Source organism: Mesorhizobium sp. M0571 (assembly GCF_040320985.1).
GTDB lineage: Bacteria > Pseudomonadota > Alphaproteobacteria > Rhizobiales > Rhizobiaceae > Mesorhizobium.
The window spans coordinates 32,739-51,510 of the sequence record NZ_JAMYQT010000020.1 but is presented as its reverse complement, the minus strand read 5'-3'; the positions used below and the strand labels follow the sequence as shown (position 1 = coordinate 51,510).

The following is an 18,772-nucleotide window of genomic DNA, read 5'->3' as shown; positions in this document are numbered from 1 at the left end:
GCCGTCTGGAGCCAGTGATTGCGTCGGATGTATGCAACGCATTGTGGCGATTATGCAACAAGTGTGGCCGAGACGGAAATCTTTCGGCGATCGATCCCCTGGAAAGCGCTCGTAAGGGTTCGTCTAGACCTGCCTGGAGGATTTGTAGACGTTGACGCCGAGTTCGCGAATCTTCTTGCGTAGCGTGTTGCGGTTGAGTCCCAGCAGTTCGGCGGCCTTGATCTGGTTACCGCGCGTTGCGGTCATCGAGGCGAGGACCAGCGGATACTCGACCTCGGAAAGGATTCGCTGATAGAGCCCGGCTGGCGGCAAGTCGCCGGCAAACGAGGCAAAATAGCGCTGCAGGAAATGCTCCACCGCCTGGCCGATGGAAAGGTCGTCGGGAATGAGGTTGCCGCCACCTGGAACGACCGGCCTTTCGCCAGTCTTCAACTCCGCCTCGATGATCTCGGCGGAAATCTCGTCCTGCGAATACAGTGCAGCCAGCCTGCGGATGAGGTTTTCGAGTTCGCGCACGTTGCCCGGCCATGGGTAGCGCTTCATCAACTCGATGCCGCCGGTGGAAATGCGCTTGGTCTGCAGGCCTTCGCTGACGCCGAGCTTGAAGAAGTGACGGACGAGGTCCGGAATGTCCTCCGATCGCTCGCGCAGCGCCGGCAGCCTGAGCGGCACGACGTTCAAGCGGTAGAACAGGTCCTCGCGGAAAAGCCCCTGATTGATCAGCGTGCGCAGGTCCTTGTTGGTAGCAGCGACGATGCGCACGTCGGTCTTGATCGGCGTGCGGCCGCCGACCGTGGTGTATTCGCCCTGCTGCAGCACACGCAGCAGCCGCGTCTGCGCTTCCATCGGCATGTCGCCAATCTCGTCGAGGAAGAGCGTGCCGCCTTCAGCCTGCTCGAAACGGCCGGTGGAACGGTTCTGCGCGCCGGTAAAGGCGCCCTTCTCGTGCCCGAACAGCTCCGATTCGATCAGGTCGCGTGGGATCGCCGCCATGTTGATGGCGACGAACGGACCACCACGACGACGACCATATTCGTGCAGCGCGCGCGCCACCAGTTCCTTGCCGGTACCCGACTCGCCTGAGATCATCACCGTCAGGTCGGTCTGCATCATGCGCGCCAGCATGCGGTAGATGTCCTGCATGGCCGCCGAGCGGCCGACCAGCGGCATCGTTTCCGGCGGCTCGTCGGCACGCGTATCGATCTTCGGCCGCCTCGGCTCGGAAAGCGCGCGGTTGACGATATTGAGGAGCTCGGTCAGGTCGAACGGCTTTGGCAGATATTCGTAGGCTCCGGTTTCGGAGGCCCGGATCGCGGTCATGAACGTGTTCTGCGCACTCATGACGATGACCGGCAGTTCCGGTCGCGCCTTCTTGATGCGCGGTAGCATGTCGAAGGCGTTCTCGTCAGGCATAACGACGTCGGTGATGACCAGATCGCCCTCGCCCGCCGCCACCCAGCGCCACAGCGTCGAAGCGTTGGAGGTGACACGCACGTCATGGCCGACGCGTGAAAGCGCCTGGTTGAGGACAGTGCGGATGGCCGCATCGTCGTCAGCGACGAGAATATTGCCGCGAACGGTCATTTGCGGTCTCCTTCACCGTCGTCGTCGGTGCCAAACTGAGTTTCTTTCCACGCCGGCATCAGGATGCGGAAGGTGGTCCCGCGCGGCGTCGATTCGCATTCAATGATGCCGCCATGCTCGCCGACAATCTTCGCGACCAGCGCCAGACCGAGACCGGAGCCGTTCGGCTTGGTGGTGATAAAGGGATCAAACAGGATCGGCAGAATATCCTCCGAAACTCCCGAGCCGTTGTCACGCACGCAGAATTCCAATGGCAGCGATACGCGATCCTGCGTTCCCGGCACCGAAACACGGATGCCCGGCCGGAAGGCGGTCGACAGCACGATTTCGCCCTGCGGATCGCTGCCGATCGCCTCGGCGGCATTTTTGACTAGGTTGAGGAACACCTGGATGAGCTGATCGCGGTTGGCAAAAACCGGAGGCAACGATGGATCATAGTCCTCTAATATCTTGATCCGCTTGGCAAAACCATTCTTGGCGATCGCCTTGACATGGTCGAGCACGATATGGATGTTGACGGGGTAGCGGTCGATCGGCCGCTCGTCGGAAAACACCTCCATGCGGTCGACCAGCGAGACAATGCGGTCGGTCTCGTCGGTGATCAGCCTGGTCAGCGCGCGATCCTCGTCGGATGCCGACAGCTCTAGCAGCTGGGCGGCACCACGAATGCCGGACAGCGGGTTCTTGATCTCATGGGCAAGCATCGCGGCGAGGCCGGTGACCGAGCGCGCGGCACCGCGATGCGTCATCTGCCGATCGATCTTGTCGGCCATCGAGCGCTCCTGGAACATCACCACGACGGAGCCTGGAAATTCCGTCACCGGCGCAACGTAGAGGTCGACCACCTTCTCGATGCCGAGACGCGGCGACGACACGTCCACTCGGTATTCGTTGACCGGCGCTCGGCGCTCGCGAACCTGGTCGACAAGCGTCAGCAGCGGACTGCCGAAAGGAATGAGCTTGTGCAGCGTGTTGCGGGCGAGCATCGTGGCGCTCGAGCGGAAAAAATCCTCGGCATCGGCATTGGCGAAGGTGATGAAGCCTTGCGGATCGACCATGATCACCGGCCGACGAATGGTGTTGAGCACAATATGCGCGGCGTCCGCCATATCCGTGCTCTGTGTGACGGTGGCGTTCATGCCGCACTCCGCAGGTTCGCCGCTTCGGGAGCGCTTGAAAACATGTCGCGCAGCAAGGCGATGACACGCCCAGGCCCGAAAGACGTGAGTATGGCCCTGCGCCGGTCGTCGCTTGCGGCGGTATGCCGGTCGAGATACCAGCCGAGATGCTTGCGCGCCTGGCGCAATCCGCTTTCCACGCCATAGAGCGTCAGCATGTCTTCGTAATGGGCAACGACGTAGTCCGACAGCGCCCCCGGGCTTTCCGGCATGCCGGATACTGGCTCGGCCAGCGCGGCCGCTACGATGCTGCCGGCAGTCCACGGCGCGCCATAATGCGCGCGGCCGATCATCACCGCGTCGGCGCCAGACTGCTCGAGGATCAACGCTGCCTCTGCCGGCGAGCCGACATCGCCATTGGCAACGACCGGGATCGAGACGGCCTGCTTGACGCGTGCGATGGCACGCCAGTCGGCCTTGCCCTGATAGAACTGGCAACGTGTGCGGCCGTGCACCGTCACCATCCTGACGCCGGCCTGCTCGGCGCGTCGCGCCAGCATCGGCGCGTTGAGCGCGCCTTCGTCCCAGCCGAGCCGCATCTTGACCGTGACCGGCACCTCGACCGCGCCGACTACCGCTTCGATCAGCGACAGTGCGTGGTCGAGGTCTCGCATCAGTGCCGAACCGGCATAGCCGCCCGTCACCTTTTTGGCCGGACAGCCCATGTTGATGTCGATGATGTCGGCGCCCTCGCCGGCTGCGATTCGCGCGCCCTCGGCCATGTGCACCGCCTCGCGGCCGGCAAGCTGGACCATGTGGACAGGCAGCCCGGAATGACGGATGCGCATGCCGCAACCGGCCCTGCCCTTTGCAAGCTCACCGCTCGCCACCATTTCCGACACCACCAGCCCGGCGCCATGCGCATGGGCGCGCTGCCGGAACGGTTCGTCGGTAATGCCCGACATCGGCGCGAGAAACACGCGGTTGCGGATTCTCACGCCACCCACGTCCAGCGGCGAGGCCAATTTGGTCACATCAGGCATGCACAAAAACCAAGCACCTTCGATTGCTGCACATTCTCTAGCCAGAACGACGGCAATGTGCAACGCGCAATGTCGTGACATTAAGGCGCATTTGGGAAAAATACGGATCGCCGGACCGCACCAACCCTAGGTCTTCCGAAAGCGATACCACTTTTCGGGATCATGCGCTAAGCGTCTCGGCATGAGAGATGTGAGCGAAAAGCAAGCTGCGGACGACAAGGTCGCCGTGGTCATCGTTGCGGCCGGCCGCGGCGCGCGCGCCGGACAGGCCAATGGGCCGAAGCAGTACCAGCAGATTGGCGGCGGCGCTGTCATCGCACGCACGCTCGACGCCTTTCTGACGCATCCGAAGATCGGACCTGTCGTCGTTGCTGTTCATGCCGACGACGGCGCGCTTTTCCGTCGCGCCGCCGGCGCGAATGCCGACCGTGTTGTCGCTGTGACCGGCGGTACGTCACGGCAGGAGTCCGTCCGGCTTGGGCTGCTGGCGCTGAGAAGCCACGCGCCGGGCCGGGTCCTGATCCATGATGCGGCTCGGCCGTTTGTCGATGCGGAACTGATAGACCGCACGATCGCCGCCATTGAAGAGCGCCAGGGAGCACTGCCTGCTTTGCCTGTTGCCGATACGCTCAAGCGCGAAACGGCCGAAGGCATGATCGGCGAAACGGTGTCCAGGGCCGGGCTCCATGCCGCACAGACACCGCAAGGCTTTCCGTTCTGGCCGATCCTAGCCGCGCACGAAAAGGCTCATCATCTGGGCAAAGCGGATTTCACCGACGATGCGGCAATCGCCGAATGGGCGCATATTCCGGTGAAGATCGTTCCCGGCTCGCCGGACAATGTCAAACTGACCTGGGCACGGGATATTGCAATGGCGGATCAGCGGCTTTCCGGCGGGTCACGGTTTCCGGACATCCGAACCGGCAATGGCTACGACGTTCATGCCTTCGAGCCCGGAGACCATGTCACCCTGTGCGGCGTCGCCATTCCACACGACAGGAAATTATCCGGCCATTCGGATGCCGATGTCGGCCTGCATGCGTTGACTGACGCGTTGCTCGCCACCTGCGGCGCCGGCGACATCGGCACGCATTTCCCGCCCTCCGACCCGCAGTGGAAAGGGGCCGCTTCACGCATTTTCGTCGAACACGCGGCGAAGCTGGTGCGCGAGCGCGGCGGGCGCATCGCCAATGCCGACATCACGCTGATCTGCGAGGCGCCGCGCGTCGGCCCGCATCGCGAGGCCATGACCGAAACGCTTTCCGCAATACTGCGAATTTCCCGGGACCGCATCTCGATCAAGGCGACAACCAACGAAAAGCTCGGCTTTATCGGCCGCGAGGAAGGCATAGCGGCCATCGCGACCGCCAGCGTCGTATTTCCAGGTGACGTCCCCGAATGAGCAACAACGATTTCGCAGATGCCCTGCTTCAGGCCTGCCAGCAGCGCGGCATCATGCTGGCGACGGCCGAGAGCTGCACCGGCGGCATGATCATCGCCGCGCTGACCGACATCGCCGGCTCTTCCACGGTGGTCGATCGCGGCTTCATCACCTATTCCAACCAGGCCAAGACCGAGATGCTCGGCGTCTCAGCCGCCACGCTCGAGGCGCACGGCGCGGTCTCGCGCGAGACGGCGGTGGAGATGGCGGCCGGCGCCTTGGCCCATTCGCCGGCCGGGCTCGCCCTGGCGGTGACAGGCATCGCTGGTCCGGGCGGCGGCTCGGCGGAAAAACCTGTCGGCCTGGTCTGGTTCGGCGTTGCCGTGGCTGGCCGGCCGGTGGTCAGCGAATGCCAGCTGTTCGCCGACAAGGGCCGTGATTTCATCCGCCGGGAGACGGTCCGGCATGCGCTTGAACTGGGTTTGCGCGCGCTCGCTGCGGATCAGGCTGCCGATGGCGCACCGTAGATGATTTCGGCACGTTTCTCGAACGCCTCGGAGAACATGCGGAAGGCGCGGTCGAACATGGTTCCCATGAGCGCACCCAAAATGCGGCTCTTGAACTCATAGTCGATAAAGAAGCAGACGTTGCAACCGCCGCCGTCCGCCGGGTCGAAGCGCCAGACATTGCTCAGATATTTGAACGGGCCGTCGATATATTTGACGTCGATGGCGTTCTCGTCCGGCTTCAGCAGCACCTGCGTGGTGAAGGTCTCGCGGATCGCCTTGTAGCCGATGCTCATGTCGGCGATGAGCAGGGTGCGTCCGTCGCGTTCCTTGCGCGAACGAACCGAAAGTGCCTCGCAAAGCGGCAGGAATTGCGGATAGGATTCGACATCGGCGACCAGAGCGAACATCTGCTCCGGCGTATGCGAAACGCGGCGATTGGCTTCGAATTGTGGCATGAAACCAGTGTATTAGGCGGACTTCCTGAGAAAAGCTTCGCGCGCCGCGCGCAACCTGGCAAAGTCGTCGCCTGCATGGTGCGACGAGCGCGTCAGCGGGCTCGACGCCACCAGCAGGAAGCCTTTCGTTCTGCCGATCGTCTCGAAGGACTTGAACTCCTCCGGCGTGACAAAGCGGATCACCGGATGGTGCTTCTTCGACGGCTGCAGATATTGGCCGATGGTCATGAAGTCGACATTGGCCGAACGCAGATCGTCCATCAGTTGCAGGATTTCGTTCCGCTCCTCGCCAAGGCCAACCATGATGCCGGACTTGGTGAAGATCGAGGGGTCGAGTTCCTTGACCCGCTGCAAGAGCCTGATCGAGTGGAAATAGCGCGCACCCGGCCGAACCGTCAGATAGTTCGACGGCACGGTCTCTAGATTATGGTTGAAAACGTCCGGCTTGGCCGCCACGACGATCTCCAGCGCGCCGTCCTTGCGCAGGAAGTCGGGCGTCAGGATTTCGACCGTCGTCGACGGCGTCGCCGCCCTGATTGCGCGGATAACTTCGGCGAAATGCTGGGCTCCGCCGTCGGCGAGATCATCGCGGTCGACGGAGGTGATGACGACATGACTCAAGCCCATCTGCTTGACCGCATGCGCGACACGCGTCGGCTCGTCGGGATCGAGTGCAGTGGGGATGCCGGTGGCGACGTTGCAGAAGGCGCAGGCCCGCGTGCAGATCTCGCCCATAATCATGAAGGTGGCGTGCTTCTTCTCCCAGCACTCGCCGATATTGGGGCAGCCGGCCTCTTCGCACACGGTTACCAGTCTGTGAGACTTCACGATTTCGCGCGTCTCGGCATAGCCTTTCGACATCGGCGCCTTGACGCGGATCCAGTCAGGCTTGCGCAGCACGTCCTGATCCGGCTTGTGCGCCTTTTCGGGATGCCGCGGGCGCGGCGCATTGGCAATCGTGTCGAGGACGGTGACCATGTGAAACCCGGCTCATTCGCGAGCGCCTATCCGGCGCTCGCTCTACCCACGTCATCTAGGACTTTTCGGCGAAAAGAAAAAGGCCGCGATCGCGCATGCCGCGGTGGCTTTTTCGCATAGCAAGTGCCGACAGAGGTTAGCGGCGCACCAGCCGTCCGACCGCAATCAGAATGCAGGCGCCGATGAAGCCGGTGATCAGATAGGCGATCCAGCCGACGCCGAAGATGCCGATGTTCAGTGCCTGCAAGATGGCATTCAGCACGATGGCGCCGACAATGCCGAGAATAATGTTCATGAGGACGCCGGTATTGCTCTTCATGACCATCTCGGCGAGCCACCCCGCCAGGCCACCAATGATGATGGCTGCTACCCAGCCCACGCCGTTCATTTCCATATGCCCTCTCCTTGTATGATGGATGATGCGTGCGAAACGAATTGCCTTGCCGTCGAGTTCCTTTGGGTCTTCCGTGTGAGTCTCGCGCAACTAATTTATCATGCATTCAGCGCGCGACCATAGGCGTCGAGCACACTCTCCTTCATCATCTCCGACAGCGTCGGGTGCGGGAAGATCGTGTGCATCAGCTCTTCCTCGGTGGTCTCCAGGTTCATCGCCACGACGAAGCCCTGGATCAGTTCGGTTACTTCTGCGCCGACCATGTGGGCACCCAGCAACTGGCCGGTCTTCTTGTCGAAAATGGTCTTGACGAAGCCTTGGTCCTCGCCGAGCGCAATCGCCTTGCCGTTTGCGGCGAACTGGAAGCGGCCGACGCGGATGTCCTTGCCGTCGGCTTTCGCTTTGGCTTCCGTCAGTCCGACCGACGCGACTTGCGGATTGCAATAGGTGCAGCCCGGGATCTTCAGCTTGTCGATGGCATGCACGCCGGGGAAATTGGCGATCTTTTCCACGCACACCACGCCCTCATGCTCGGCCTTGTGGGCGAGCATCGGCGGTCCGGCGACATCGCCGATGGCATAGATGCCGGGCACATTGGTCCTGCCGTAGCCGTCGACGACGACGCAGCCGCGTTCGGTCTTCACGCCGAGCGCCTCGAGGCCGAGATTCTCGATATTGCCTTGCACGCCGACGGCCGAGATCATGCGGTCGGCGGTGATCTTCTCGACCTTGCCGTCCTTCATCTCGACATGCGCGGTGACCGAATTGGCGCCCTTCTCGACTTTTGTCACCCTGGCTTCGAGGATGATCTTCATGCCTTGCTTTTCGAACTGCTTTTGCGCAAATTTGGAGACTTCGGCGTCCTCGACCGGCATTACCGCCGGCAGCAGCTCGACCACGGTCACCTCGGCGCCCATGGTGCGGTAGAACGAAGCGAACTCGATGCCGATGGCGCCCGAGCCCACCACCAGCAGCGATTTCGGCATCTCTTTCGGCACCATGGCCTCGAAATAGGTCCAGATCAGCTTGCCGTCCGGCTCGATGCCGGGCAGCGCGCGCGGCCTGGCGCCGGTCGCCAGGATGATGTGCTTGGCGCTGTAGGTGCCTTCGCCCTTGACGCCCTTCGGCGCCGGCGGCTGCGGCTCCATCGGCTTCTTCGAAGACTTCGACACGACGATCTCACCAGGTTTCGTCAGTTTGGCTTCGCCCCAGATGACGTCGACCTTGTTCTTCTTCATCAGAAAGCCGACGCCGCCGTTGAGCCGCAGCGAGACCTTTCGCGAACGATCGACGACGGCGGCTGTGTCGACGCTGACCTTGCCGTCGATCTTCAGGCCGTAGTCCTTCAGGTGATCCGAATAGTGCATGATCTCGGCCGAGCGCAGCAGCGCTTTGGTCGGGATGCAGCCCCAGTTCAGGCAGATGCCGCCCAAGTGCTCGCGCTCGACAACCGCCGTCTTGAAGCCAAGTTGCGCCGAACGCACGGCAGTGACATAGCCGCCGGGGCCGGAGCCGATGATGATGACGTCGTAGTTCTCAGCCACGGCTTTCTCCTTCACAATTCCAGCATGACGCGCACGAGCGGCGCCAGCGTTTGCCCGATGTTGCGCGTGTTTTCCGCGTCGAGGTGGACGCCGTCGAGCGGCGTCGTTTCGGCCACCGTGCCCGCATCGAAGAAGCCGCAGCCGGCCTCGTCGGCAAGGGCGGAATATTGCGGCGCCAGCCGCTTTGACGCGTCATCGCCGCCGGCGAACATTTCCTTGAACTCGGCGTTTTCCGTGCGGCTGACTACGGGCGGCGCGACGATCAGGATCTGCGGCGCCGGCCAATCGAACGGGTAATCGTGACCGCGCACGATATCGATCAGGCGTTGCATGCCTTGCTTGGCCGCGACCGGATTGCCGTGGATCCACGGTTTCATGTCGTTGGCGCCGAGCATGATGACGATCAGGTCGATCGGTGCATGCGTCGTCAGGATCGTCGGCAACAGCCTTGCGCCATTGCGGTCCGCGCCGGCCAAATGATCGTCGAAGGCGGTGGTTCGGCCATTCAGGCCTTCGGCGATGACCTCGACGCCGCTGCCCAATGCCGCCTGCAGCACGCTCGGCCAGCGATCGGTCAGCCGATGACGGCCGAGGCTTGCCGCGTCATAGCCCCAGGTCAGCGAATCGCCGTAGCAGAGGACCGTCTTCATGTGCCTGCCCCGCCGAAACCTGGTTGGGAGCGCCCCAATAGCCAGCGCACGAAAAGCCACTGGACCAGCACCGTAGCGATGCCCGGCAGGACGAGACCGGCGACAATGGGAAGATCGCCCGACCACTGGCGCTTGCCCGGCGGCTGGGAGAAAGTCCAGCCGATCAGGCCAACCCCGACGAGCAGAAAAAACCCAACCGCGACAAACATCGTCAGATTTATTGCCTTTTGCGGGTTCGGCATAAACTGCGCGATGAAAAACACGGCTGTCAGGATGACGGTTACTAATACCGACGTCATGAAAACGAGGATGTATTCTTCCTGAGCGTCGGTAATGACCGCCAATTGCTGCGCCACCAATCCGCCGGCCAAACCGGAAAGGAAGAAGGCAAAAAGGCTGGTGAAGAATTTCCGCACCGCCCCGTTTCCCTTCTCTTAAACCAGCATGCCCATCGGATTTTCGATCATGCGCTTGAAGGCGACGAGCAGTTCGGCGCCGAGCGCACCGTCGACGGCGCGGTGATCGGTCGACAGCGTCACCGACATGATAGTCGCGATCTTGATCTCGCCGTTCTTGACCACCGCGCGCTGCTCGCCGGCGCCGACCGCCAGGATCGTCGCATGCGGCGGGTTGATGACGGCAGAAAAATCCTTGATGCCGAACATGCCGAGATTGGACACTGCCGTGGTGCCGCCCTGGTATTCTTCCGGCTTCAGCTTGCGGCTGCGGGCACGGCCAGCAAGGTCCTTCATCTCATTGGAAATGACCGACAGCGTCTTTTCGTCGGCACGCCGGATGATCGGCGTGATCAAACCGCCGGGGATCGACACGGCAACGCCGACATCGGCATGCTTGTGCTTGACCATGGCGTTTTCGGTCCACGAGGCATTGGCATCCGGCACCGCCATCAGTGCCATGGCAAGAGCCTTGATCACCATGTCGTTGACCGATAGCTTGTAGGCCGGCGTTTCGCCCTTCTCGGTTTTCTTCACCGGGGCTGCCGTGTTGATCTGCGTGCGCAGCGCCAGAAGCGCATCGAGTTCGCAGTCGAGCGTTAGATAGAAATGCGGGATGGTGGTCTTGGCCTCGACCAGCCGCCGCGCGATTGTCTTGCGCATATTGTCATGCGGGACAAGCTCGTAGGAGCCTTCGGCGAACAGTTTGAGCACCTGCTCGTCGGACATCGGCCTTGGCGCGGCAGCCGGAGCCGGGGCGCCCGCAGAGGCCGCTTTTGCTGCCGGCGCCGTCTTGCCACCGCCGGAAATCGCGGCATCCACGTCGGACTTGACGACGCGGCCATGCGGGCCGGAGCCGGTCACCGCCGCTACGTCGACACCGGCCTCCTTGGCGATGCGGCGGGCAAGCGGCGAAGCGAAGGTGCGGCCGTCCGATTGGCTGATCTCCCCCCCTATGGGGGAGATGGCCGGCAGGCCAGAGGGGGGCGCCTCGCTCCGTGCGGCTGGCGGGACAGCGCCCCCCTCTGTCGACTTCGTCGACGTCTCCCCCACGGGTGGGGAGATTGGCGCCTTATCCTGCTTGGCCTCGGCCTTTGCCGATGCAGTACCGTCACCAGCCTTCGCGGCAGCGCTCACATCCTCGCCTTCGGCCGCAAGCACCGCAATCAGCGCATTGACCTTGACGCCCTCAGTGCCGGCCGGAACCACCAGCTTGGCGACCGTGCCTTCGTCGACAGCTTCGACTTCCATCGTTGCCTTGTCGGTCTCGATCTCGGCGATCACGTCGCCCGGCGAGACCTTGTCGCCCTCGTTGACCAGCCACTTGGAAAGATTGCCCTCTTCCATCGTGGGCGACAGGGCTGGCATGGTGATGTTGATCGGCATTTTGTCCTCCCGCCCTGCTCAGCGATACGTGACGGCTTTGACCGCCTCGACGACCTCGCCGACATTGGGCAGCGCCAGCTTTTCGAGGTTCGCCGCATAAGGCATCGGCACGTCCTTACCGGCAATGGTGATGACCGGTGCGTCGAGGAAATCGAAGGCGCGCTGCGAGACCTGGTTGGCGATATGGTCGCCGACCGAGTTCTGCGGAAAGCCTTCCTCGACCACCACCAGGCGATTGGTCTTTTTGACCGAGGCGATGATCGTGTCGAAGTCGAGGGGGCGGATGGTGCGCAAGTCGATGATCTCGGCATCGATGCCCATGCCGCGCAACTCCGCCTCCGCCTTGATCGCGTAGGTCATGCCGATGCCGAACGAGACGATGGTGACGTCCTTGCCGGATTTGTGAATGCGCGCCTTGCCGATCGGCAACACGAAATCGTCCATCTTCGGCACGTCGAAGGAGTGGCCGTAAAGGATTTCGTTCTCGAGGAAAATGACCGGGTTCGGATCGCGGATCGCCGCCTTCAGCAGGCCCTTGGCGTCGGCGGCGGTATAAGGCATCACCACCTTCAGGCCGGGAATATGGCTGTACCAGGCGGCATAGCATTGCGAATGCTGCGCGGCGACGCGGGCAGCCGCGCCGTTCGGGCCGCGAAAGACGATCGGAGCGCCCATCTGGCCGCCGGACATATAGAGCGTCTTGGCGGCTGAATTGATGATTTGGTCGATCGCCTGCATGGCGAAGTTGAAGGTCATGAATTCGACGATCGGCTTCAGGCCGGCCATCGCCGCGCCAACACCAACGCCGGCAAAGCCGTGCTCGGTGATCGGCGTGTCGACCACGCGCCTCGGACCGAATTCCTGCAGCAGGCCTTGCGTGATCTTGTAGGCGCCCTGGTACTCGGCGACTTCCTCGCCCATGACGAAGACGTCGCCGTCGCGGCGCATTTCCTCGGCCATGGCATCACGCAACGCCTCACGCACCGTGGTCGAGACCATTTCAGTGCCAGCCGGGATGTCCGGATCGGCGGCAATTTCCAGCTTGGGCGCGGCGGCAACAGGTGCTGCAACTTCGCTCTTGGCCGCGGCAGGCGCCGGCTCTGCTATTTCAGCCTTGGCAGGCTCCTCGCCGATGCCTTCGCGTGCCTCGTCGATGTCTTCGCCATCGACGGCCAGCACAGCGATCACGCTGTTGACCTTGACACCTTCCGTGCCGGCAGGAACCACGATCTTGGCAAGCGTGCCTTCATCGACGGCTTCGACTTCCATCGTCGCCTTGTCGGTCTCGATCTCGGCGATAGCGTCACCGGCGGCGACCTTGTCACCTTCTTTCTTCAACCATTTGGAAACACTACCCTCTTCCATGGTCGGCGAGAGGGCGGGCATGAGAATTTCGATCGGCATGTCCTTGCCCTCTCGTTAAAGTACGATATCGGTCCAGAGCTCGGACGGATCCGGCTCCGCGTCGTTCTGGGCAAATTCTGCGGCGTCGGCGACAACGTCGCGGACCTCCTTGTCGATCGCCTTGAGCTCGTCCTCGCTCGCCCATTTCTTATCGAGCAGCCGCGCTTTGACCTGTTCGATCGGGTCACGTTCGGAGCGCATTTTCTGTACTTCTTCCTTGGAGCGGTATTTTGCCGGATCCGACATCGAATGGCCGCGGTAGCGATAGGTCTGCATTTCGAGAATGAGCGGCCCGTTGCCGGCGCGGCACCATTCGGTGGCGAGGTCGCCGGCTGCCTTTACGGCGCGCACATCCATGCCGTCGACCTGGATGCCTGGAATCTTGAAGGAGGCGCCGCGATGCGAAAAATCCGTCTCGGCCGACGAGCGCGAGACCGAGGTGCCCATGGCGTAGCGGTTGTTCTCGATGATGTAGACCACCGGAAGCTTCCACAGCGAGGCCATATTGAAGCTTTCGTAGACTTGGCCCTGATTCGCAGCGCCATCGCCGAAATAAGTCAGCGTCACATTGTTGTTGCCGCGATAGCGATTGGCGAAGGCAATGCCGGTGCCGAGCGACACTTGCGCGCCGACGATGCCGTGGCCGCCGTAGAAATGCTTCTCCTTGGAGAACATGTGCATGGAGCCGCCCTTGCCTCTGGACAGGCCGCTACGGCGCCCGGTCAGTTCGGCCATGACGCCGCGCGGCGACAACTCCATGGCCAGCATGTGGCCATGGTCGCGATAGGCGGTGATCATCTGGTCGCCATCGATCAGCGCCATCTTCATGCCGGTAACGACCGCTTCCTGGCCGATGTAGAGATGGCAGAAACCGCCGATGAAGCCCATGCCGTAAAGCTGACCGGCCTTTTCCTCGAAGCGGCGGATGAGCAGCATGTGCCGGTAGGCGGCAAGCTCCTGGTCTTTAGTGAATTCAACAGGCTTTGGGGTGGAAAGGCCCGGCGTTTTGCCGTCGGATTTGGATTTGGCAGGCGCTTTTCTGGCGGCGGTGGCCATGCATCACTCCCTGTTGGCGTCTCTTGGCGGACAGCGAGGGAGATCAGTTCTCCCACCGATTTGAGGCAGGCTAACATGCAGGGAAGGCTTTCGCCATGCCGAAAACGCATGGCTGTCATGCATCTAAGGGATTAAAATCATTGCAAATATCGCCGATTAACTGAAATCAAGTTATCTTGCGGCCGGCAGCATGATGGTGATCTCGTCGGCATGGGACAGATTAAGCGCCTTGCGCGCCTGCTCGTCCAGCATGTCCTTCTCGAGCGTGCCCTCGTGCATCAGCTGGACGCGGCGCTCCAGGTCGATCCGGCGTGCCTTGACGGCATCGAGCCTGCCCTGCAATTCGACAGTCTCGGCTTCGAGCCGATACTTGGAATAGATGCCGAACTCGCCATGATAGGCATGGAAGCCGAAATAGGTCAGGAACACCACGCAGAGCGAGGGGATGATAAGCCGGCCGGTATTTCTTTGCTTGTGCTGGCGTGTCCACATGGTCCGAATCCTCGACGCCGCCTTTGTCGCCCGATTGTGCTTAATGGACGGTTACGGATTTCTGGATTCGGTGCCCTGAAAACAAAAAGGGCGGGAATGTCCCCGCCCTCGCCCACCCGGATTTTCTGTCGAAAATCAGCTTTTAACGATCGACTTGCCGGCATATCGCGCCTGCTTGCCGAGCTCCTCTTCGATGCGGATGAGCTGGTTGTACTTGGCCATGCGGTCCGAGCGTGACAGCGAGCCCGTCTTGATCTGCCCGCAATTGGTGGCAACGGCGAGGTCGGCGATGGTCGAATCCTCGGTCTCGCCCGAGCGGTGCGACATCACCGCGGTATAGCCGGCCTTGTGCGCGGTCTCGACGGCGTCGAGCGTTTCGGTAAGCGAGCCGATCTGGTTGACCTTGACCAGGATCGAATTGGCGACACCCATGCGGATGCCGTCGCGCAACCGCGCCGTGTTGGTGACGAACAGATCGTCGCCAACCAGCTGCGTTTGCTTGCCGATGAGGTCGGTCAGCATTTTCCAGCCGTCCCAGTCGTCCTCGGCCAGGCCGTCCTCGATGGTGATGATCGGGTAGTCGGCAGCGAGCTTGGCCAGATATTTGGCTTGCGCCTTCGGGTCGCGGGTCTTCTTCTCGCCTTCATAGACGTAGTTGCCGTCCTTGAAGAACTCGGTCGCCGCGCAGTCGAGTCCGAGTGCGACCTCCTCGCCTGGCTTGAAGCCGGCCTTCTCGATCGATTCCATGATGAAGTCGAGCGCGGCCGGCGCGCTTTTCAGGTTGGGAGCAAAGCCGCCCTCGTCGCCGACATTGGTGTTGTGGCCGGCATCCTTCAGCTTCTTTCGCAGGGTATGAAAGATCTCCGAGCCCCAGCGCACGCCGTCGCGCAGCGTCGGCGCGCCGATCGGCAGGATCATGAATTCCTGGAAATCGATCGGGTTGTCGGCATGCGCGCCGCCGTTGATGATGTTCATCATCGGCACCGGAAGCACGTGCGCCTTGGTGCCGCCAACATAACGGTAGAGCGGCAGGCCGGCCGCTTCCGCCGCGGCCTTGGCCACCGCCAGCGACACACCGAGAATGGCATTGGCGCCGAGCCGGCTCTTGTTGGGCGTACCATCGAGCTCGATCATGGTCTGGTCGATATGGATCTGATTCTCGGCCTCCATGCCGCCGATCGCCTCGAACAGCTCGCCGTTCACTGCCTCGACCGCCCTGAGCACGCCCTTGCCGAGATAGCGGGGGCCGCCGTCGCGCAGTTCGACCGCCTCATGCGCGCCGGTCGAGGCGCCGGACGGCACCGCGGCGCGGCCCATAGAACCGTCTTCGAGCACGACGTCGACCTCGACGGTCGGATTTCCGCGGCTGTCCAGGATTTCACGCCCGACAATGTCGATGATGGCCGTCATTGCGATGTCCCCGATTGATCGATTGAAGCGTCGCGCACCTCTTAGCCAAAGCGCTGCAAAACGCAATCGAGGCACTTGCAAATATTGCCCGCGCGCTACGGGATTCACGAAGCACAAAGCGCTGTTATCATTTGTCATGCGCGGCATGCCGGTTCCTGGTTTATGGCTATTGTCGCGCGGGGCGAAACAGGAGGAGTTTCGCCATGTCCCAGTTGAGCGGTATTGTGAGTTTGTTCCTGATTGCGGCTGCGTTCCTGACGTCGTGCGACAATCAGCAACCCCCGCAGGGATCGTCGCCTTTACCGGCCCTGCAAATTGCGCAGTAGCATCCCGCCACATCGAAAGGCCCCCGATTTCGCGGGGGCCTTTTTGATTCCAGGCGACTTGGTCAGTGCCAGTAAGGCTCGACCTTGTAGTAGTTGTATGAGGCGTCACGCGCGGCCTCGCCGTCGGCGCCGGTCAGCTCGTTGATCGAATAGGAAGGAGCGGCCATCAGCTGGTCCTTGGTGAACGGCACGACATAGCCGCCCCTGTTCTCGTCATAATCGAGGCTCGCCCACGGAATGGCGTGGTATTTCTCGCCAATGCCGAGAAAACCGCCAAAACCGATCACGGCAAACATGATTCCGTTCGATAATTTGTCGAGCATGACGTCCTCGATGTCGCCGATATGAGTGCCTTCCGTGTTGTAGACCGATGTGCCGATAACCCGCGAAGCGGCAATGGCTTCGGTGTGTCCTGTCTGGGTCGTCATGGTGTGCTCCTCATCGTCGTTGACATTAGATTTTGACAATGAGGGCCGCGGTCTAAGGTTCCAGGCGGGTTCGAAATTCTTCAAAGTTTTCTTGGCGACGCTACTGTGGCGCTAGACCGCAACTGCTGGTTCAACCCGCGCTCTTGGCGATGCGATCGAACGCCATCAGCCGTTCGAGTAATGCTGGAAGATCCCTCAGCGGCACCATGTTGGGGCCGTCGGAAGGCGCGTTGTCGGGGTCCTGGTGCGTCTCGATGAAGACACCGGCGACGCCAACCGCGACAGCCGCCCGCGCTAGCGTCTCAACAAAGCGCCGGTCGCCTCCAGACGAACCGCCCTGCCCGCCCGGCTGCTGCACGGAATGGGTGGCATCGAAAATGACCGGCGCGCCGATCTCGGCCATGATCGGCAGCGCCCGCATGTCGGACACCAGCGTGTTGTAACCAAAGGATGCGCCGCGCTCGGTCACCAAGACATTGGCGTTGCCGGAGCCGGTGATCTTGGCGACGACGTTCTTCATGTCCCACGGTGCGAGGAATTGGCCCTTCTTTACATTGACCACCTTGCCGGTTCTTGCCGCGGCAATGAGCAAATCGGTCTGCCGGCTGAGGAACGCAGGAATCTGCAGAATGTCGATATGCGGCGCGACGATCGCGCACTGTTCCTCGGTGTGGACGTCGGTCAGGATCGGCAGCGAAAAATTCTTGCGCAAATCGTCGAAGATCGGCATTGCCGCTTCAAGTCCCGCACCGCGCGTGCCGCCAAGCGAGGTGCGATTGGCCTTGTCGTAGCTGGTCTTGTAGACAAGCCCAATTCCGAGCCTTTCGGTCAATTCCTTCAGCGCGCCAGCCATGTCGAAAGCGTGCTGCCGCGATTCCAGCTGGCACGGACCGGCGATCAACGATAGGGGCGCGCTGTTGCCGAAGATAACTTTGCCGATCGCAACGGAAGAATTTGGCATCAGAGGATTGAGCTTGTTCATGCGATCTCCCGGAAAATGAAGGCTGCGCCCTGCCCTGACGCCGGCGGCACGATGATATCACCGCCGCGTATGTCGTGTTCGACGGAATTGGCTGCAAGCAGCTTTGCGACCGTGTCGCCGTGCCTAACCGAAAAGACGATCCCAGCAAAGCGGAGTTCAGACGGCGCGCCGGCAGGAATGCCGAAGCGTGCCGCAAAGGCTGCAGGATCCAGAACGGTCACAGCGGTATTCGGCAGCTTATAGACAGTGCCGCTCTGCGCCTCGATCCCGGCTGCGATCGAAATCACATGGCCCTGTTCGGAAGGTTCGCCGCTGACTGCCACGACTTCGACAGTGCCCGTTGCGCCGTTGGTGTGGGACTGCAACGCGGAGCGGTCGACCTTCGGCGCATTGATCCGCTCGCAGGCGAAGAGAAAAGCGTCCGTTGTCCTGCCTGGAGCCGCGAAGGCCAGCTTGAACGATGCGGTGTCGCTCTTTCCTGTCGCATCGGCGAAGGCGCGCGAAAAGCTGAGCGTGTCTCCCGCCGACAGGCCGGCTTCGATGAAGCGCGCGTGGTCCGCGGCGGCGCTTTCGGTGCCCAGCACCACGGCAGAAAATCCTTCATCGCCGTTTCTTTCGCGATAGGTGCGATCCCGCGCGACAAAAACATTGCGGTTCCCGATCGCCGTTGCCACGGCCTGTCGGTCGGCAACCGCGAGCGGCTCGAGATAGGTACCGTCGGTGAGGAAGACACAGCAGTTTTCCGTTCCGAAGGGATGGATACCCGTCGGCGCGACGGTAAAGCCGAGCAAGGTCAAGCGCGCCCGCGCAACATCGAGGCTCGCGGTCGGCAGCACAAGGTGATCGAGCGGAAGAGGGCTTGCGGGCGTGTTCTCGGTCATGTCCCGCGCGGTGTGCCTCATTCCTGAAAATGGTTCAAGGGCTTACCCGGCGCCTCGGCGGCGATCACAGTGCCCGGCCGGCGAGGAGCCGACTTGCCGCCGTCAAAAATCATCCTAGCTCATTGCCATGGGAAGAGACCTTTTCATCGCCCTGGCCGTTATTGCGATGGCAATCATCGTCGTGCTGATCTGGAACGCGCCAAAGCGGCCGGGCGTCGATCCGACCGAGACCTCCGCGGCTCAGACGGAATGAATCCGGCTGCGGCGCGAACCCGTTCCGCAACGTGAAATCTGCC

20 protein-coding genes are annotated in these 18,772 nt (G+C 62.0%); 3 read left to right on the top strand and 17 right to left on the bottom strand.

The annotated features are described in order from the left end of the window. Positions 1-123 precede the first annotated feature (123 nt). The 3 genes from ntrC to dusB are packed head-to-tail and all read right to left on the bottom strand — an operon-like array spanning position 124 to position 3,745. Positions 124-1,584, bottom strand: coding sequence for a nitrogen regulation protein NR(I) (gene ntrC, locus NKI85_RS22695; protein WP_254817199.1), 1,461 nt, complete (start codon positions 1,582-1,584; stop codon positions 124-126). Then, entirely contained in the window at positions 1,581-2,723 is a 1,143-nt protein-coding gene (locus tag NKI85_RS22690; protein ID WP_352523785.1) for a two-component system sensor histidine kinase NtrB, read from the bottom strand. Before NKI85_RS22690 ends, ntrC begins: the two co-directional genes overlap by 4 nt. After that, a complete protein-coding gene (dusB, locus tag NKI85_RS22685) occupies positions 2,720-3,745 on the bottom strand; it encodes a tRNA dihydrouridine synthase DusB (protein ID WP_352777996.1) in 1,026 nt (341 codons plus the stop codon). The genes NKI85_RS22690 and dusB overlap by 4 nt, the downstream gene beginning before the upstream one ends. Positions 3,746-3,926: 181 nt before the next feature. Between dusB and NKI85_RS22680 the strand changes: the two genes are divergently transcribed. Next, positions 3,927-5,147, top strand: a complete 1,221-nt coding sequence (locus tag NKI85_RS22680; RefSeq protein ID WP_352523788.1) for a bifunctional 2-C-methyl-D-erythritol 4-phosphate cytidylyltransferase/2-C-methyl-D-erythritol 2,4-cyclodiphosphate synthase — start codon at positions 3,927-3,929, stop codon at positions 5,145-5,147. After that, positions 5,144-5,653 (top strand): CinA family protein, encoded by a 510-nt coding sequence (locus tag NKI85_RS22675; RefSeq protein ID WP_352523790.1) that lies wholly within the window; start codon positions 5,144-5,146, stop codon positions 5,651-5,653. The genes NKI85_RS22680 and NKI85_RS22675 overlap by 4 nt, the downstream gene beginning before the upstream one ends. Here the strand turns inward: NKI85_RS22675 and NKI85_RS22670 are convergent. The 14 genes from NKI85_RS22670 to NKI85_RS22605 form a co-directional block, all read right to left on the bottom strand. Continuing rightward, complete coding sequence (locus NKI85_RS22670; protein WP_352777994.1) at positions 5,629-6,090, bottom strand: type II toxin-antitoxin system RatA family toxin; 462 nt, start codon at positions 6,088-6,090, stop codon at positions 5,629-5,631. The two genes, NKI85_RS22675 and NKI85_RS22670, sit on opposite strands and share 25 nt — an antisense overlap. A gap of 12 nt (positions 6,091-6,102) precedes the next feature. Beyond that, the gene (lipA, locus tag NKI85_RS22665; protein WP_352523794.1) at positions 6,103-7,068 is read right to left on the bottom strand and encodes a lipoyl synthase; all 966 of its coding nucleotides are present in this window, start codon (positions 7,066-7,068) and stop codon (positions 6,103-6,105) included. 136 nt (positions 7,069-7,204) lie between these two features. Next, entirely contained in the window at positions 7,205-7,462 is a 258-nt protein-coding gene (locus tag NKI85_RS22660; protein ID WP_352523796.1) for a GlsB/YeaQ/YmgE family stress response membrane protein, read from the bottom strand. Between the two features lie 98 nt (positions 7,463-7,560). After that, the gene (gene lpdA / locus NKI85_RS22655) at positions 7,561-9,006 is read right to left on the bottom strand and encodes a dihydrolipoyl dehydrogenase (protein ID WP_352777992.1); all 1,446 of its coding nucleotides are present in this window, start codon (positions 9,004-9,006) and stop codon (positions 7,561-7,563) included. An 11-nt stretch (positions 9,007-9,017) separates the two neighbouring features. Then, positions 9,018-9,656 (bottom strand): SGNH/GDSL hydrolase family protein, encoded by a 639-nt coding sequence (locus NKI85_RS22650; protein ID WP_352777990.1) that lies wholly within the window; start codon positions 9,654-9,656, stop codon positions 9,018-9,020. Next, a complete protein-coding gene (locus tag NKI85_RS22645) occupies positions 9,653-10,072 on the bottom strand; it encodes a hypothetical protein (RefSeq protein ID WP_352777988.1) in 420 nt (139 codons plus the stop codon). The genes NKI85_RS22650 and NKI85_RS22645 overlap by 4 nt, the downstream gene beginning before the upstream one ends. 18 nt (positions 10,073-10,090) lie before the next feature. Continuing rightward, positions 10,091-11,497, bottom strand: a complete 1,407-nt coding sequence (locus tag NKI85_RS22640) for a pyruvate dehydrogenase complex dihydrolipoamide acetyltransferase (protein ID WP_352777986.1) — start codon at positions 11,495-11,497, stop codon at positions 10,091-10,093. Positions 11,498-11,515: 18 nt separating this feature from the next. Next, complete coding sequence (locus NKI85_RS22635; protein WP_352523803.1) at positions 11,516-12,901, bottom strand: pyruvate dehydrogenase complex E1 component subunit beta; 1,386 nt, start codon at positions 12,899-12,901, stop codon at positions 11,516-11,518. 15 nt (positions 12,902-12,916) lie between these two features. Beyond that, positions 12,917-13,957, bottom strand: a complete 1,041-nt coding sequence (pdhA, locus tag NKI85_RS22630) for a pyruvate dehydrogenase (acetyl-transferring) E1 component subunit alpha (RefSeq protein WP_352523804.1) — start codon at positions 13,955-13,957, stop codon at positions 12,917-12,919. A 171-nt stretch (positions 13,958-14,128) separates the two neighbouring features. After that, positions 14,129-14,449: an FtsB family cell division protein gene (locus NKI85_RS22625; protein WP_352523806.1), complete on the bottom strand. Its 321-nt coding sequence runs from the start codon at positions 14,447-14,449 to the stop codon at positions 14,129-14,131. A 135-nt stretch (positions 14,450-14,584) separates the two neighbouring features. Further along, positions 14,585-15,859 (bottom strand): phosphopyruvate hydratase, encoded by a 1,275-nt coding sequence (gene eno / locus NKI85_RS22620; protein WP_352777984.1) that lies wholly within the window; start codon positions 15,857-15,859, stop codon positions 14,585-14,587. A 388-nt stretch (positions 15,860-16,247) separates the two neighbouring features. Then, positions 16,248-16,613, bottom strand: a complete 366-nt coding sequence (locus tag NKI85_RS22615; RefSeq protein WP_023717559.1) for a PRC-barrel domain-containing protein — start codon at positions 16,611-16,613, stop codon at positions 16,248-16,250. A gap of 130 nt (positions 16,614-16,743) precedes the next feature. Then, positions 16,744-17,595 carry a 3-deoxy-8-phosphooctulonate synthase gene (gene kdsA, locus NKI85_RS22610; RefSeq protein ID WP_352523808.1) on the bottom strand — a complete coding sequence of 284 codons (852 nt, stop codon included), beginning with the start codon at positions 17,593-17,595 and terminating at the stop codon, positions 16,744-16,746. Next, a complete protein-coding gene (locus NKI85_RS22605) occupies positions 17,592-18,476 on the bottom strand; it encodes a VOC family protein (protein ID WP_352777982.1) in 885 nt (294 codons plus the stop codon). The genes kdsA and NKI85_RS22605 overlap by 4 nt, the downstream gene beginning before the upstream one ends. A gap of 127 nt (positions 18,477-18,603) precedes the next feature. Between NKI85_RS22605 and NKI85_RS22600 the strand changes: the two genes are divergently transcribed. Beyond that, entirely contained in the window at positions 18,604-18,729 is a 126-nt protein-coding gene (locus NKI85_RS22600; protein ID WP_352523811.1) for a hypothetical protein, read from the top strand. The last annotated feature ends 43 nt before the right edge of the window (positions 18,730-18,772 follow it).